Annotated in this window: 18 protein-coding genes; all 18 read right to left on the reverse strand. The window is 32.4% G+C overall.

Translation table 11 applies throughout. From position 1 onward, the window contains the following. Window positions 1-92: 92 nt before the first annotated feature. Window positions 93-431 (reverse strand): flagellar protein FliT, encoded by a 339-nt coding sequence (locus tag P8V03_RS00840; protein ID WP_318796391.1) that lies wholly within the window; start codon window positions 429-431, stop codon window positions 93-95. 28 nt (window positions 432-459) lie between these two features. Beyond that, window positions 460-3000 (reverse strand): flagellar filament capping protein FliD, encoded by a 2541-nt coding sequence (gene fliD, locus P8V03_RS00845; RefSeq protein WP_318796392.1) that lies wholly within the window; start codon window positions 2998-3000, stop codon window positions 460-462. Between the two features lie 32 nt (window positions 3001-3032). Further along, the gene (gene fliS, locus P8V03_RS00850; RefSeq protein ID WP_318796393.1) at window positions 3033-3419 is read right to left on the reverse strand and encodes a flagellar export chaperone FliS; all 387 of its coding nucleotides are present in this window, start codon (window positions 3417-3419) and stop codon (window positions 3033-3035) included. 102 nt (window positions 3420-3521) lie between these two features. Beyond that, the gene (locus tag P8V03_RS00855; RefSeq protein ID WP_318796394.1) at window positions 3522-3824 is read right to left on the reverse strand and encodes a hypothetical protein; all 303 of its coding nucleotides are present in this window, start codon (window positions 3822-3824) and stop codon (window positions 3522-3524) included. Window positions 3825-3900: 76 nt separating this feature from the next. After that, window positions 3901-4296, reverse strand: a complete 396-nt coding sequence (locus P8V03_RS00860; RefSeq protein ID WP_318796395.1) for a flagellar protein FlaG — start codon at window positions 4294-4296, stop codon at window positions 3901-3903. A gap of 135 nt (window positions 4297-4431) precedes the next feature. Next, window positions 4432-4647, reverse strand: coding sequence for a carbon storage regulator CsrA (csrA, locus tag P8V03_RS00865; RefSeq protein ID WP_318796396.1), 216 nt, complete (start codon window positions 4645-4647; stop codon window positions 4432-4434). Window positions 4648-4735: 88 nt separating this feature from the next. Further along, a complete protein-coding gene (gene fliW, locus P8V03_RS00870; RefSeq protein ID WP_318796397.1) occupies window positions 4736-5176 on the reverse strand; it encodes a flagellar assembly protein FliW in 441 nt (146 codons plus the stop codon). Between the two features lie 81 nt (window positions 5177-5257). Next, a complete protein-coding gene (flgL, locus tag P8V03_RS00875; protein ID WP_318796398.1) occupies window positions 5258-6574 on the reverse strand; it encodes a flagellar hook-associated protein FlgL in 1317 nt (438 codons plus the stop codon). Window positions 6575-6652: 78 nt separating this feature from the next. Continuing rightward, window positions 6653-8581 carry a flagellar hook-associated protein FlgK gene (flgK, locus tag P8V03_RS00880; RefSeq protein WP_318796399.1) on the reverse strand — a complete coding sequence of 643 codons (1929 nt, stop codon included), beginning with the start codon at window positions 8579-8581 and terminating at the stop codon, window positions 6653-6655. A 14-nt stretch (window positions 8582-8595) separates the two neighbouring features. Then, the gene (locus P8V03_RS00885; protein ID WP_318796400.1) at window positions 8596-9003 is read right to left on the reverse strand and encodes a flagellar protein FlgN; all 408 of its coding nucleotides are present in this window, start codon (window positions 9001-9003) and stop codon (window positions 8596-8598) included. 86 nt (window positions 9004-9089) lie between these two features. Further along, window positions 9090-9359 (reverse strand): flagellar biosynthesis anti-sigma factor FlgM, encoded by a 270-nt coding sequence (gene flgM, locus P8V03_RS00890; protein ID WP_318796401.1) that lies wholly within the window; start codon window positions 9357-9359, stop codon window positions 9090-9092. A 225-nt stretch (window positions 9360-9584) separates the two neighbouring features. Continuing rightward, on the reverse strand, window positions 9585-10784 hold the full coding sequence (fliY, locus tag P8V03_RS00895; protein ID WP_318796402.1) for a flagellar motor switch phosphatase FliY: 1200 nt from the start codon (window positions 10782-10784) through the stop codon (window positions 9585-9587). Then, window positions 10777-11772 (reverse strand): flagellar motor switch protein FliM, encoded by a 996-nt coding sequence (fliM, locus tag P8V03_RS00900; RefSeq protein ID WP_318796403.1) that lies wholly within the window; start codon window positions 11770-11772, stop codon window positions 10777-10779. Before fliM ends, fliY begins: the two co-directional genes overlap by 8 nt. A gap of 34 nt (window positions 11773-11806) precedes the next feature. Then, window positions 11807-12208, reverse strand: a complete 402-nt coding sequence (locus P8V03_RS00905) for a chemotaxis protein CheW (protein ID WP_318796404.1) — start codon at window positions 12206-12208, stop codon at window positions 11807-11809. 498 nt (window positions 12209-12706) lie between these two features. Next, entirely contained in the window at window positions 12707-13066 is a 360-nt protein-coding gene (locus P8V03_RS00910) for a response regulator (RefSeq protein WP_261670849.1), read from the reverse strand. A gap of 35 nt (window positions 13067-13101) precedes the next feature. After that, window positions 13102-13701: a chemotaxis protein CheC gene (locus P8V03_RS00915; RefSeq protein WP_318796405.1), complete on the reverse strand. Its 600-nt coding sequence runs from the start codon at window positions 13699-13701 to the stop codon at window positions 13102-13104. A 17-nt stretch (window positions 13702-13718) separates the two neighbouring features. Further along, the gene (locus tag P8V03_RS00920) at window positions 13719-15743 is read right to left on the reverse strand and encodes a chemotaxis protein CheA (RefSeq protein ID WP_318796406.1); all 2025 of its coding nucleotides are present in this window, start codon (window positions 15741-15743) and stop codon (window positions 13719-13721) included. 12 nt (window positions 15744-15755) lie between these two features. Beyond that, window positions 15756-16523 (reverse strand): CheR family methyltransferase, encoded by a 768-nt coding sequence (locus P8V03_RS00925; protein ID WP_318796407.1) that lies wholly within the window; start codon window positions 16521-16523, stop codon window positions 15756-15758. Window position 16524: the final 1 nt, after the last annotated feature.

Raw genomic sequence — 16524 nt, forward strand, 5'->3', positions numbered from 1 at the left:
TCCTCCTTGATTTTTAAATTGTGGAATTCCTTTTCCACCTTTTTTGTTTACAGTAAATATATCGTTAGCTTTTTTTAATGCTTAATAGCATTTTAAATTTTTTTATTAAAAAACACTGAATCTACTGAAAATCTTTTATTGTAACTTTTATTAGCCGACTTTGATGTTTTTAGTTCATCTATATTTTTAAGAATAGTAGCTTTTTTTTCTTTTGTTACCTTTATCAACTTTTGATTTAGTACTAATATATCTAACTCTCTGCACAGGCGTAAAAATTCTTCTTTAGAATAAGTTATATTATCTATTTCATCCATTATATTTTGCCTATTAGCTAATAGCTTATCTAAACTATCATAATCTTCATTTTCAGCACTAGTTATAAGTTGTATAGTTATATTCTTGTACTGAATTAGCTTTTCTCTTAAATTCATAATAAGCTCTCCATGTTAAGTTTATTCACTAGCCCTGACTCATTCCTAGCTGACTAGCCAGCCAACTGCTTTGAGAATTCATAGTATTCATTGCAGTTTCTAACTGAGCAAATTGTTTATAATATCTCTCTTCTTTATCATATATTTTTTCTAACATTTCCTTTATTTTGGTTTCTTTATCTTGAATTTGACTAGTAATACTGTTCTTATATTCTGTAAAATCCCCTTTAATTCCTGCTATTTCTAAAAGAGTTCCTTTTCTACCATTACTATCTCTGAAGACTGATATGTTATCTTCAAAAATGTCACTTATTCTATTAAATATACCTTCTTCATTATATCTTTCTTTTCTATCATCACTTCCCATAGTTCGAGAATAAGAACTATGGCTTGTAGACTTTTGAGTAAATAAGCTCATTACCTTGTCTGGTTCATTTTTTAAAGCTTCTTTTAACTTTTCTTCGTCGATAATTATCTTTCCTCTTTGAGCTATGTCAGATGAAGTATTTAATCCTACTTCAAATAAATTAGTACCAGCACCTTCAACTCCATCAAAAAATGCTTTTCTCATTTGAAGCAGCATATTTTCCAAGGTACTATCTTTAGAAAGTATACCTTGTTTAGCTTTTGTTTCCCACTTTTCTATTTCACTGTCACTCATAGATTTTTTTTGTTCATCAGTAAGAGGCAAATAGGTATACTGCTTTTTTTCTTCTACTGCACTAGAAATTTTACCTATAAGTTCATTATAACTATCTATAAATCCTTTAATGGAGTCAAATCCTTTGTTCACATTAGAGTTTACAGAAAAGCTTATGGGACTAGTAGTAGTTCCATTTAATACATAGTTTACCCCATCAATAGTAAAATTGTTTAAAGACTGCTTAACAGTAGTAGAAACGCCATTACTAGTTAACGTAACTGTAGCATCCTCTCCCGTTTTATTTATGCTAGAGGAACCAAAAATTTTATTCAAGAAAGTTCCTGTAGTATCTGATCCAGTTAGAGTTTGGCTAGCTCCAGTTTGCGTTGAAGTCATTACAAACTGTCTTGTAAGCTGAGTATAGGAAATATCTACTCCTGCCTTACTTTCAATATCTCTAATTATATCATCTATTGATTTATTTTTTGCACCTACTATAATGTCATCTGGGTTAGTTTTATTATCGGTATCACTGTTAAAGTTGTAGTGAAAAGTCTTACCATTTACAGTAAACTTAACTTCTCCACTTATTATATTTGACATTTTATCACTAATACTCTGATCTACAGTAAATGAGCTAGGCAGCCCTACGGTACTAGCCCCATTTCCTGTTATAGTGATTTGGTTTTTTGAAGTGGATTTAAATATTAACTTACCATCTACAGACTTATCTGCTGTTATACCTGTTCCTGATAACTGAGTAGTAATTTGTGATGCTATAGTGCTTATGGCGTTGTTATTTGAGGCATCTTTAAACTCTGATGTTGCCGAATCCCAATGGAATGTTTGTTCAGCTAGTTTCACCGTTTTAGTTGTAGTACTAGTTCCATCAAATATCTTCACAGTTAATGTATCATTTACATCTTTTATTATTTTTTGATCATAAGATAATGTGTTTCCTGAAACATTAGGAGTAGATACAGTAGTACTGGCTACTCCTGTGCTACTTAATGAAACTGCTGTAGTTGATACTGCTGCACCGCTATTTGAATAATTTACACTTCCAGCTACAGAACTATTACTAGCGTCTACAAATGATATATTTAAGCCATCTGTTGATTGTGCTTTCACTCCTGTTGGAAATTTAGTAACTCCATCTGTAGCAGTAGCCCCTGACAGCTTACTATTAATTTGTGATGCTAAGCTTTCCATTGTATAGTTTCCATTTGAAACAGTAACATTATAATCTTTGCCCTGTACAGTTACCTTCAAGCTGTTATTTGTGTCATCTATTTTTACTTTGTGATAAAACTTTATAGCGTTATCTTTTACAACAGCTTGTATACTATCACTTAGCTTGCCGCTTCCATCATCAGTTGCTGCTAATTTTGTATTTATAGCTGAAGCAACATTACTTAAACTACTGTAATTACCTGTATCAAGGGTTATGCTTTTGCCATCCACTGTTATCTGATTATTTGAATTGTCCAACACTACTGGAAAGGTTAAATTATTTGTTGCTTCTTTTAAATTGATATAAGGTGTTGATCCTGACAATGAAGATGCTTTAGTTGCCATATTACCAACACTAACAGAATAATTTCCCTCCGCTGCTCCTGTACCTGCTGTCATCTTAACTGCATTACTAGTATCTGTGGTATTCACATCAAAAGTAGATATCTTACTTCCTGAAAGTATATAGTTACTTGATAAAGGATCTAAATATTTACTTTTAAAAGAATTAATTTGTCCAATAAAATCTCGATACGAGTCCTGTTTCCACTGAAGTACTTGCTGTTGTTGTTTTACTTTATCTACTCTACTATAGTAAGCAGACATCATCTGTTTTATTGCGGCATCAGTATCAATACCTGTTGCCATCCCTGTTAACCTAAATTTGCTACTAGCATTAGTTATGCTACTCATAACTTACTCCCCCCTCTGGAAATAAATTTTCCTTATTTTGTCATTTTCGAAATCTTATAAGCTTCGTGCCAAGTATCTCTAACATCCTCTATTAGAGCAATAACCTCGTCCATTATCGATACATCTTTTTTTATGTTGGCATCTATAAGTCTTCTTACAATAAAATCATAAATACTCATTAATCCATGAGCCCATTGTCCACCTTTATTTACGTCAAGAGTTGCCATAAGTTCATAAAATATGTCCTGAGTCCTGACTATATTTTCATGGGACCTCTTTATATCTTTGTCAATAATCGCTTGTCTACCCACTTTTGCAAACTTAACTGCTCCGTCTACTAACATTAATAGTAACTGGTCTTTTGAAGCATAATTTACACTATTAGTTTTATACGCATTATATGCATTTGAAGCATACACATTCATACACCCCTTTTTTACTTTAGTAGTTCAGAATTCTAATATTAATTATCTATAAACTTCAACTTAAATATGACTTTGCTAATTCAATTATTTCTAGTTCTACTTTCTTACATCCAGAAGATTTCCCTTCATTTCATCTTTTGAAGGTTCTGCTTCCTTATAAGCTGGGACTTGAACTTCTTCAATCTTTATTGCTTCCACAGTGAATTTTTTCTTATTCTTATCCCTTTCTTTCTTTTGTTTTTCCAATTCAGAATTAAAGTCTGCTCCACCTTTTTTATCTTTATTTTTGCTATCTGAATTTACAGCTATTTTAGCTTTATTATGAATTTTTCCCGATTTTGTGGTTTCCTTTATTCTCTGTCGTAATTCTGGGTCAATCTTATTTAACCTATATTCCATAAATCTACCACCCCTCATTAAACAGATAATTGATATGGATAAACTGTTTATAATAAAATTATAGCATTATAAACACCTATGCTTTTTGATCTACAAATACTCCCGCTAATTCGCAAAGTTTGTTTATCATATCTATAAGCCTTTTCGGTGGTAGTTCTTTTACTATTTCTTTTGTTTTATTATTTATTATCTTTATAGTTAATTCTTTTGTTTTTCCATATAACTCATATTCTACATGAGTATCGTTATCTTCTAGCAGTTTATTAAATTTATCTATTGCTTTTTTTATATCCTTTTCTGATATGTCCTGATTATTGTTTAACTGGTAACCTAATTCGCTGCTTTTAGAATCTGTATCAGATAAGTTATTATTTAGACTAATCCCTTGTATATCCTCATTACTGTTATCTATAGAACCTGTGTTTAAATTCAAAGATGCCTGTCTTCCTTGACCTATATTGTTAACTTCCATGCGTAAACACCTCTCACTTTAAATTCTATATTTTATTTGTGTTAAACTGTATATAAATAATATGTATTAGACAGACTTTAGTAAAAACTAATGATCTGCCTAATATAGTAATTAATTTTGTACAATTTCTTAGTTTTACTTCTTTATGTTTTTTAAAACACTAATATCAGAAGCTACAGAATTTTTATTTTCCTGTCCTACCTCTTTATATAGTTCTTTTCTAAGAATTGTTACACTCTTAGGTGCGGATATAGAAAGTTTTACAGAGTTATCATCCAGTTTTACTACTGTTATTTCTATATCATCTCCTATGAGAAGTGATTCACCTTTCTTTCTGCTTATGACTAACATCTAACCATCTCCTCGGATGCTCTATTCACTCCCAAAACTAAGGGTATACTTTTTAAAGGACATCTTAGTTTTATAAGTTCCTAATCTTCTATATTCTTATCATATTATTTTTATACAATGGATGCTTTATAACATAATTAGGGTTATCTAGTATTATTTGTTCCCCTAAATTATTCTTTATATTTATTATTATTGGAGCCTTTAAATTTACAGTTATATTTTCTACTTTAGAGTTTAAAGTAACTGTATTTAAAACTAAAACATCTTCTGGTTTTTCTATCTTAAGTTCACTAACTTTTTCTTCATCTAATTTAAGCTCATAGTCCTTTACTAAATTAAAAGGTGATATTACTACTAGCCCTATAGCCATATCCTCTATTGATTGAAGAATGCTGAATACTTCATTATCTTCAACGTTGAAAAGAATAAATTTCTTTAATTCCTCAAAACCAGGAATACCTTTTTTAAAATTTATAACATTTTTTTCTTCGAATTCTCTTACTCCATGATATTTTGTATTTAGTTTCATCCTTTTAACACCTCTTTTATCAGTGGACAACTGAAAGTTTATGGCTATCAATGATAGTTTTCCTCATTGTCCATTGAATACTTATCTCATATAATCCATTAGTGTTGGCTGAAGAACCTTAGCACTAGTTTGCAATGATGCTAAATAAACTGTTTGCATAACTGCATATTCCATGGTTTTTTCTGTTATGTCTATATCTTCTGTTTTAGAGAGGATATCAGTCATGTCTAGGTTTGACTGTTCATTTTGTTCCTTGGCGCCTTCCATTCTCTTTTGCTTTGCACCAACCTCAGAGCGGAACTTTAGTATTTGAGACATAGCAGCATCTATATCTACTAAATCCTGATTTGTTAAAGCTTTTGTTCCAGCTTCAGCATCTGTATTTCCATTATCATCTTTACCCTCTAAGTGATTTAATATTCTTTGCATTAAACCCATTATATTATCTTTATCTGAATTGCCATAGTTAACAACATCTACAGCTGAAACATTATATTTTATTATTACTCCTTGTGAAAGTTCTGTTTCGCGGCTGCCAGATATCATATTCATCTGCATACTAGGAAACTCCTGATTTTTGCTATTAAATTCAGCAGCATCAATATCCGTTGCTGAAATAGCTACTTTATCATTATTTTGAGTAAAAAATGATATTTTCTTTCCATCTGCACTTTTTTCTGCTATAATTTTCCCTCTTAGGAGTTTTTCTGGTGGAGTACCAGTCTCCGATTCACTTATCTTTTTATTTATGCTATTTACTACATCATCTACAGAAGATTTATCTGTAAAAGCATCTAAAGTTATTTCTACATCTTTTCCATCTATATTAAAGGTTATTTTTTTTCCTGACCAGTTTTTCGGAGTAACAGTTTCGGATGTGACATTTGGAAGCTTTTTCAACTCCTTGCCACCACTGCTGGTATATATTAACCTATTGTTTTGAGCACTATCAAGCTCAGCGTTTACAGGCTTCGACGCCCCCTTAGTACCACCAAAAATGTACTCACCATCAAAGCTTGTATTTAAAACCTGTGATATTTGCCCAATTCTTTGATTTATCTCATCCTTTATCTTTAATCTTTCATCAGAACCATAGGCTGCATTCCCTGCTGATACCATTTTTTCTCTTATCGACTGAAATACATTTCCTAGCTGGCCAAGTGCTGTATCTGTAGTATCAAGCCAGTTTATTACATTTGTTATATTTTTATTATACTGTTTATTCGCATCTATTTGTGTGTGCATCTGCATTGATCTTGATACGTTAAAAGGATCATCTGAAGGTTTACTAAAATTCTTTCCTGATGACATCTGCTGCTGAAGTTGCCTCATTTTTCCTAAATTCGTCTGCATATCACTTAGATAATTATTAGCAAGCATTTTATTTGTAACTCTCAAAGTATAATCACCTCTTTTAATTAAAATAATTGACACAGCACAAAGACTGTTTCTGTGCCACTAATTTAGTAATAGTTTTTATCTTTTAAGTCCATTTATGACTACATCTAAAAGTTCGTCTACCGTTGAAATAATCTTAGCATTGGCTTGATAGCAGTGCTGAAACTGAACAAGATTTGCCATTTCTTCATCAAGAGATACTCCTGATACTGAAGCCCTTGATTCTTCAAATCCAGCTAAAACCTTTGCTTCATTTTCTACCATTCTTCTTGCTTCCTGTTCTTGTATTCCAAGCCTATTTACAGTGTCCTTGAAATAGCTATCTAACGTCATACCGCCGATATCATTTGTTATTACATTTAAACCACCTAAATTAGGATCAGAACTAAATATGTCTTTTAAAAATCCTGACTTTGTGGTTTCAGTATTTACATCCTGAATTTTCATCAATTTGTCTCTAAGCATTTCTACTGCTAAGGCTCTTTTTCCATCACTTTCACCACTTAACGGCTTTCCATTCTCATCATATTTAGCTGCAGTTTTAATTCTCATAGGATTATCTAATATAGCCGTATTTATAGTAATATTGGCTGCAGTTATATTTTGCTCTGCTTCAGCTATTGCACTTTCGTCTCCTGTATAAACACCATTTTTAGCTGCATCTCCATTAACGAAAAAGTTGTTTATGTCTTCCCCGTTATCTTTAACAGAACCTTTATTTTGACTAATTATTCCGTTTACTGCGAAAGCTAAGGCCTTAGCAAATTTGTCTAACTGTCCTTCATAAGTGTCTACATCACTTTGTACAGACATGTATCCTTTTAACTCACCAGTTGGCGGTTTAAACAGAGCTAATTCTTCAAAGCTACAACTTTGTTTGTCAGTTAAATTGCTCTTATCTGCTGTATCAGCTACTGTTCTTGCACCATCAACCTTTAGAGCTATGCCATTATTATTAGCCCAAAGCACCCTAGATTCGTCCAGTTGCTTAAATTTATCTGCTGCACTTATATAACCTTCATCTCCTGGCTTCCCTGTATCCTCAAGCTTAACCTTTATAGTTACCTTATTGTTTTCTGAAGTAGTGTCTCCATTTTTGTAGTAGGTAACGGTATAGCTTCCTGATCCTTCAAATTTTTCTTCTGAGGAGCCTTCTTTAACGATACTCTTTATATAGGAAAACTTAACAGAATTATTTGGATTTAATATTTGAACTATATTTAAAGGCTTACCATTTTTATCAAGTGGTGCAGTACCGTTATCACCTACACCCGCATATTTCCCATCATTTGCTGTAGTGACATCGATTCCTTCAAAGTCTTTCTTGTCTATTTTTATGCCAAACTTAGTACTTAACTTATCTAATAGCAAATCACGTTTGTCCATTAAATCATTAGGAATATTTCCTGCTACTTTTACCTGCTTTATTTGTTGATTTATTTGATTTAATTGTCCAAGCATACTGTTTATGTCAAAGACTGTATCTTTTATCATGGTTTGTGTATTGTCCTTAAGATTTTCAAGTCTTGCATAGGTATGATTTAACTCGTTAGTAAGTGCTAAAGATTGCTGAGCAACTATTGATCTGGCATTAGACTCTTTTGCAGAAGTGGCAAGGGTATTCCACGAATCAAAAAACTTACCAATAAGTGTAGACATACCTGTATCTGAAGGCTCGTTAAGGATATTTTCTATTTCACTTAAAAACTTATCTCTTCCTTTAAACTGACCATCAACTCCTAGTTCAACTCTTACTTGGTAATCGAGGAAGGAGTCTCTTATTCTATTAATAGCTGCTACTGCTACCCCTGTACCAATTTGGCCTGGTTCAGCGGCATTATTCATAGCTGGCATTGGAAAAGGCCTTGTAGTTTCAAGCTGAACCCTTTGTCTTGAGTATCCCTCCGTATTAGCATTAGCAATATTATGTGATGTTACATCTATAGCTCTCTGTTGCGCAAAGAGCCCTCTTTTTGCTACATGAAAAGTCCCAAATAAACCGGACATTTAATTCACTCCTTCTATCTTTTCTTCCCATAAGGATTATAGGTCTTAGGTCCCTTGTCAGGGTTTAAAACATTAAGCATTTGAGTTGTAAAGCCAAGACCCTGCCTTATTAAAAGCTCATTGGTATCCTTTTGAAGCTGTATTTCTTCTAAAAGATTTTTTATATTTCTATAATTATTTTCTAGTTCTTCGTTTTTTAACTGGTTAACTATTTCACTCATTCCTTGACCATTAGTTAACTTTCTTCTCTGAATCTCAAATTTAGCGACCTCTTTTGCACATTCTTCAATTGTAGCTGCAATTTTATCTAGAGCAAAGACTTCTCTTTTGGTCAGATATTCAAATTGTCCATCTAAAGCAGAAAGAAGAGCTTGAAGTGCTTTATGCTCTTCTAATATAACTCTGTTCAAATCACTTACCATACCATACCTCCGTTTATTTAATTGGCAGTGTATAACTTTCACCTAACTTGACGTTATTTAAGTTTCAGGGAATATGTTAATGTTAACTAAATTCTTTTCATTTCTTCTAATATCTTTGCCGCTACCAATTTTGAGTCTCTATTATAAGTACCATTAGATATTTCACTTTTTAATCTTTCTATTTTCTCTTTTGAAGTAACAAACTTATCGTCTATTGAATACGAACTTAGACTCTTTGCAACAGATGAAATCTGAATAGAATCCTTTTGTGAAAGTTCCATTTTCTTCTCTACAGCCATTTTATTATTTGAATATAAACCTACTATATTATTCGGACTAACTCCATTAATCTTCATACTAATTACACTCCTAATCTACAATAAAAATTATTGCATCCCTACTATTAATATTATCGGGTAAATGAATTTAATGTTTATACCTTAGAACCTTATTTTCAGTGTAAAATCCTTTTTTTTACTATTTTAGTGAAAATACAAATTCAATTAAATTGACAGTTAAAACTTTATATTTTCCACTTATCTTTGCTAAAAAAGAAAACAGCCCTTTGTAAAAGGCTGTCTTTATTTTCCCAAAGACTTAATTCTATCTTCGTTACTAATGATACTTGTAATTCTTACACCAAAGTTTTCATCAACTACCACAACTTCACCATAAGCTATTTTCTTACCATTTACCAATATTTCTACCGGTTCTTCTGCTAGTTTATCTAGTTCTATAAGTGAACCAGTTCCTAAGCTTAATATATCCTTAATATTCTTCTTTGTACGACCAAGAACTACAGATATTTCTAGAGGTACATCTAAAATTAAATCTATATTCTTAGGCACAGTTTGACTTGCACCTAATGAATTTAGTGGCTGGAAAGTAGCTTGATTTATCTCTACTTGTGGCTGTCTATGTGTTTCTATCGGCTTTTCATACACTGACTGAGAATAGTTATTGTGTTGTTGTGTATTTTCATATGCAACCTGTTGAGCAGCTGATTGTGAATACTGCTGTGACACTACCTGAGGCTCTGATATATTTTGTGTTTGTGTCTGCTGTGTTCCTGCTTCTTCCTGTCCCATCATTATTGAAACTATCTTTTTAGCAGTTTTTATTGGAAGTAACTGCATCATATAACTATCTACTAAAGTTCCTATGGTTAGAGAAAAGGACACCTTTACTATAGGCTCATCATCTGATATACCTTCTGCTAGAGGGGCCGTCAAGTCATTCCATATTTTGGATAACGGTGGGGATATGTTAACTTCCCTCATAAACATAGTTGCCATTGAAGTAGCTGCAGATCCTATCATCTGGTTCATAGCCTCTGATACAGCACTTAGTTCTATTTCCGTTAACTCTGTCATTGTATCTGCAGCAACAATACCTTCTCCACCCATCATAAGGTTTGCAATTACCGCCGCATCTGTAATTTTCATTACAAGAAGGTTTTCACCAACTATACCGCTTGTATATTTAACTTCTAAGGCAATATTTGGTATCTCAAACTCGCCTTTTAAATTTCTAAGTGAGGTTACACTTACTACTGGAGTAGTGATATTTACTGACTGATTTATAATCTGAGAAAGTGCCGTGGAAGCAGATCCCATTGATATATTACCAATTTCCCCTAGTAAATCCTTCTCTAAATCCGATAACTCCGGCAAGTCCAATTCTGCTGCAGCTGCAGTAGTTGATGAAGGGTCTGGCTGCGTATCTTCTCCTCCATTTAAAAGTGCATCTATTTCTTCTTGTGAAAGAAACCCATTACCCATAATTTTCCACATCCTTATCTATAATATCAAGTATCTGTATCCCCATATTTTTACCTAGTGTACCAGGCTTACCGTAATAATATGGTTTACCGTCTACCATTAGTTTAACAGGGCTGCTGGTCTTTTCATTTAAAGTTATTACATCACCTATATTTAAATTCAAAAACTCGTCTACAGTAATAGTGGCAGTACCAAGTACCGCGGAAAGCTCCATACTTACTATATTTAATCTTTCTCTTAACTTTTCTCTTGATTCCTTTACGATATCTTCATCATTTTCCTGGAACCAATATTGAACAACTAACTTGTCTAGAACCTTTTCTATACTTAGATATGGTATACATATATTAAGAAAGGTACTTCCCCTACCTAATTCTACTGAAAAAGTTATCAAAGCCACTGGTTCATTTGGTGCTAGAGTTTGGTTTAGAGCTGGATTAGTTTCCAGACCCTCTATTTCTGTCTGAACTTCCAGTACATCCTCCCAAGCAAGTCTTAAGTTTGATATTAATCCTGAGTTTACAACCTTAATGATATTTTTATCAATATCAGTAAATTCTCTTAATCTATGCTTTCCTCCACCTTTTCCGCCAAGAAGCACGTCTATTATTTCAAAAACAAACTGAGGATTTGTTTCAAATAATACAGAACCGCTTAAAGGAGGCATTCTAAATACAGTTAAAATAGTTGGGTTCGGCACAGAATGAATAAATTCTTCATAGGTTATCTGCTGAACGGATTCTATTTTAACTTTTACGTTAGTTCTCATCTGCGCAGTTAAATAGTTTGAAATTATTCTGGCATAATTATCATGGATAAGCTCAAGAGTCCTTATGTGATCCTTAGAGAACTTCTGAGGACTTCTAAAGTCATAAGGTTTTACTTTTTGCTTTTCCTCTTCCTTCGGCACTTCGTCAGGTGTTAGTTCTCCGGCGGATAACGCAGATAAAAGGGCGTCTATTTCGCTCTGTGATAACACATCTGCCATCTTTTTCCCTCATTTCTAATTACAATTTCTTATATTATGCTGAAAGTAATTTATCAATATCTATAAGTGTTACAATTCTGTCTTTAAAGTTTATAACTCCTTCTATATATGCTTTTTTACTTTCATCACTTATCTTTTCGATTATATCTTCTTCAACATCTAAAACTTCATCTACTTGATCTACAGTTATTCCAACAAGTTCGTCTTCCATTTCTAAAATAATTATATTACTTTGTTTTTCTTCTTCCTTTGGTACATCAAGTAATAAATTTATATCTAAAAGTGATATTACATTCCCTCTTAAATTAATAAGACCTTTTATGTGTGCTGGAGCCTTTGGCACCTTTGTTATTTCCATAGCATCATTTATGCTTTGAACTTTAACAGTTTCTACAGCAAACTGTTCATTATTTAATTTAAATATAACAACCTGCATGGCTACACCTCCATATAGTAAATATTTATCATAATTTTTATCCATAACATATACTTAAAATTCTAAATAGTTCAATTGAGAACTGAAAATTGAGAACGAATCTATTTTCATAAAACAGAATGTGAAATTCTTTTTATATTTATAATATGGAGTATTTTTAATTTAGTTTTTAGTTATAATAAAATATTTACTATTACCTGATAATTTTCGACCATAATTTAATTATCTTTAGAGGTTATAAGTAATTATCTGTATAAATTCTAAATTAAATTCATCCCACATCAAATATTAAATTTACCTATTTCTATCATTCTCAATTCTCAATTCTCAATCCCAAAAGCAAATTTTCATTATTGAAAATTTAAATAAGCTTTAATTTATGTACCTCTATCTGATGTATACTCAATTATTCCTAGGATTTTTAAAATCAGCAATGATAATTAATAGTACATAAGATAGAGGCACATAGATACCTTGACTTAGTTTAATATTTAATTTTTAACCTATAACCTTTTTTATAGCTTCTAGTACTCTGTCTGGCTGGAATGGTTTTACTATAAAGTCCCTTGCCCCTGCTTTTATAGCATCCATAACCATTGTTTGCTGTCCCATTGCTGAGCACATTATTATTTTTGCTGCTGGATCAAAAGCTTTTATTGCTTTTACTGCTTCTATACCATCCATATCTGGCATAGTTATGTCCATTGTAACTACATCTGGTTTTTCTTTTTTATATAATTCTACAGCCTTTATTCCATTGTTTGCTTCTCCAACAACTTCGTATCCATTTTTCTCTAATATGTCCTTTATCATCATTCTCATAAAAGCAGCATCATCAACAATTAATATTTTTGACATTTTATTCCCTCCAAAATCCTTCACATCTAGTGTTATTAACTAATTCCTAAAGTGCTTAATATTTTTTCAAGTGAGCCAGGCATTGGTACATAATAGAAATGCCCACTTATTTCTGCGTTATTTTCTATAAATACAGTTTCTATGTCAAGTACATAATCATCAAACTGTCCTGACTCAATAAAAGTTGTAGATAGTATTGCTCCAAGCATATCGTAAGTTACAGCTGGAACAGAAGGCATTATAGTAAGTCCAGTGAATTTAGATATAGCATTCATATAGGAACTTGATATAATGTTTCCTATTTCACATATTACAGAATTACCCATTTCACTTAGATATTCTTCTTTTTCTCCTGTTAAAATTTGAACTAAACTTAAAGCTGTATCCTTTTCAAATACAAATAATATATTGCCTGGGGTCTCTCCTAGTACTCTAACTATAACTCCTACAACTATTTCATCTCCACCTATGCTTGAAAATATATCATCAAAAGGAACTATATTTATATTTGGTACCGTCATATCTACTTTTTTATTTATAAGCTGTGATAGAGCTGTTGCAGCATTTCCCGTACCTATATTTCCTACTTCCCTAAGAGCGTCAAGCTGTAGTGGACTAAGGTTTTGATAGCTCATATATGATTCTTACCTCCTTACACCAAAGCAGCAACATCAAGTATTAGAGTTACCAATCCATCCCCTAGTATCGTTGCCCCTATATATTCTCTAAGTCCTTGAAGTGTTTTTCCTAGTGGTTTTATAACAATTTCCTTCTGTCCCAGCAATCCATCTACCATAAGTCCCACCGTTTTCTCTCCGACTTTCACTATTACTATATAGTTCTTAATGCTGTCAGACTTTCCAACTCCTAATCTATTGTGAAGTCTTATAAGCGGCGTAACATTACCATTATATATTATCACTTCTTTATTATTAGTCATTTTTACTAAATCATCACTGTAGTCTATAACTCTATCAATATACCCTAGAGATATAGCCATAGTTTCGCTACCAACATTTACAAGAAGAGCTTGGATTATCTGTAATGTTAGTGGAAGTCTTATTATAAAGGTTGAACCCTTATCTTTTTCGCTTATTACATCTACAGTTCCGCCTAGAGCTGATATCTTTGTTTTAACTACATCCATACCAACTCCTCTTCCTGAGATATCTGTAACCTGCTCGTTTGTACTGAACCCCTGCATAAAGATCAAGTTTCTAATATCATTATCAGTCATTCCGTCTGTATTTATGCCAAGTCTTTCTGCCTTTGCCTTAACTTTATCTACAGGTATTCCTGATCCATCATCTTCAACCTTTATTACAGCTTTAGTTCCTTCTTGGTAAGCTATAAGCTTTATTTTTCCTATTGGATCTTTTCCTTTTGCAACTCTTTCTTCCTTTGACTCTATGCCGTGGTCTGCTGCGTTTCTTATCAAATGGATAAGAGGTTCTCCTATTTCATCTATTACTGTTCTATCAAGTTCAGTATCTGCTCCCTGAATTAATAGCTCCATTTCCTTCTCAAGTTCAACGGAAAGATCTCTTATCATTCTTGGGAATCTATTAAATACAGTATCTAGTGGAAGCATTCTAATCTTCATAACCAAATCCTGAAGGTCAGATGTAGTTCTTGCAACCTGCTCTAAAGTTTCATTTAGATCTGTTAATCTATGATTGCTGCTTATCTGTTCAAGTCTTGTTCTATGAATAACAAGTTCTGATACCATATTCATAAACTTATCAAGTCTCTCTAAGTCTACTCTTACAGATTGATGAGTCTTCTTATGAACTTCCTTCTGTACTGGCTTAGCAATGTTATTGTTCTTGCTTTGTGGGGCTGTAACTACAGGTTTTGGCTCTATTTTAGTTTTGATTTCTTCAACATTAGTTTGCTCTTGTTCAATCTTTTTAGCTTTCTCTGCCTTTACATCTACACTACCTACTAAAACCTTGTCTACTTCTGAAATATTCATCAGTGTTTCGTATATTTCGTTTTTATCCTTTGTAGATAGGAATATTAAATCTATTTCAAAGTCAAAGTTTTCATTTTCTATATCCTCTGCACTTGGTATAGATTTTATTATTTCACCAAACTCTTCTAAACTCTTAAATATTAAAAATGCTCTAGCAGATTTTAATAGAGTATTTTCACTTAGCTTTATTTTTATCTGGTAAGAATGAAAACCTCTATCCTCAGCCTGCTTTACCACATTTATATCATACTCGTTTAACTCAACTGGTGTTCCATCAACTTTTTCTTCTTGAATTTCTTCCTTAGTTTGTGCTTCCTCTGCCTTCCCCTCAGTAATAGACTCTAGTTCCTTTATTATTTCATCAATAGGCATTTCATCTTCTGCCCCATCAGAAATATTATTAACCATCTGCTCTAAAGTATCTAGGCACTTAAATAATACTGTAACAACCTTCTCTGTAACCTTAAGCTGTCCATCTCTAAATTCAGAAAGCACATCTTCCATTTTATGAGTAAGCTCTGCCATCTGGTTGAATCCCATTGTTGCCGCCATTCCCTTTATTGTATGAGCTACCCTAAATATTTCATTTAACTTATCTATATCATCTGGCTCTTGCTCAAGTTGGAGTAGAGAATCATTTAATGTCTGTAGGTTGTCCATTGATTCTTCTAAAAACATCGACATGTACTGTGATGTATCCATTATATTCCCTCCTTACAGCTTCCTATATATGAAGGTGGAAGCTTTTTCAAACCCATAATCTCTATAATTATATATACTTTCAGTGGCGCCTACAAACAGCAGCCCACCTTTTTTTAAGGATTGACTAAATTTTTTATAAATTTGATCTTTCACATCCTGATTAAAATATATTACCACATTTCTGCATACAATTAAATCAAAATCTCGTTCATAACTTTCAAGTATAAGGTCATGTTTTTTAAAGGTTACCATACTCTTTATTTTCGGGCTTATATTATATTTATCGTCCTTTATTGCAAAATACTTACCCAAGTATTCTTTTTTTACGTTTTTAAGTTCTGAGGAAACATATTCCCCTTTTTTAGCCTTTTCAAGTATAGTATTATCTAAGTCTGTAGCTAATATTTTATGCCGCCCTGATGGTGATAACTCGTCTAAGTACATAGCTATAGAATAAGGTTCTGCTCCAATAGAACAGGCAGCACTCCATATTTTAAGTGAGTTGCTGTTTTTCAACAATTCACTCTTTAGCTTTTCTTTTAAATCTTCAAATATCTCTGGGTTTCTAAAAAACTCTGAAACATTTATCGTTATAAAATCTAGAAATTTTTGTTTTTGAGCAGGATCCTTTTTTAACAGTGTTATATACTCATCTATGGTTTTTGCACCTACTCTTGACATTAAACTCCCTATTCTTCTATGCAGTTGATTTGACTTATAAGCTGATAAGTTTATATTAAACTCTTTCAGTACCCACTGCTCAAAATAGGCCATATCCATA

This window comes from Clostridium tanneri (genome assembly GCF_033659955.1).
Classification (GTDB): domain Bacteria; phylum Bacillota; class Clostridia; order Clostridiales; family Clostridiaceae; genus Clostridium_AM; species Clostridium_AM tanneri.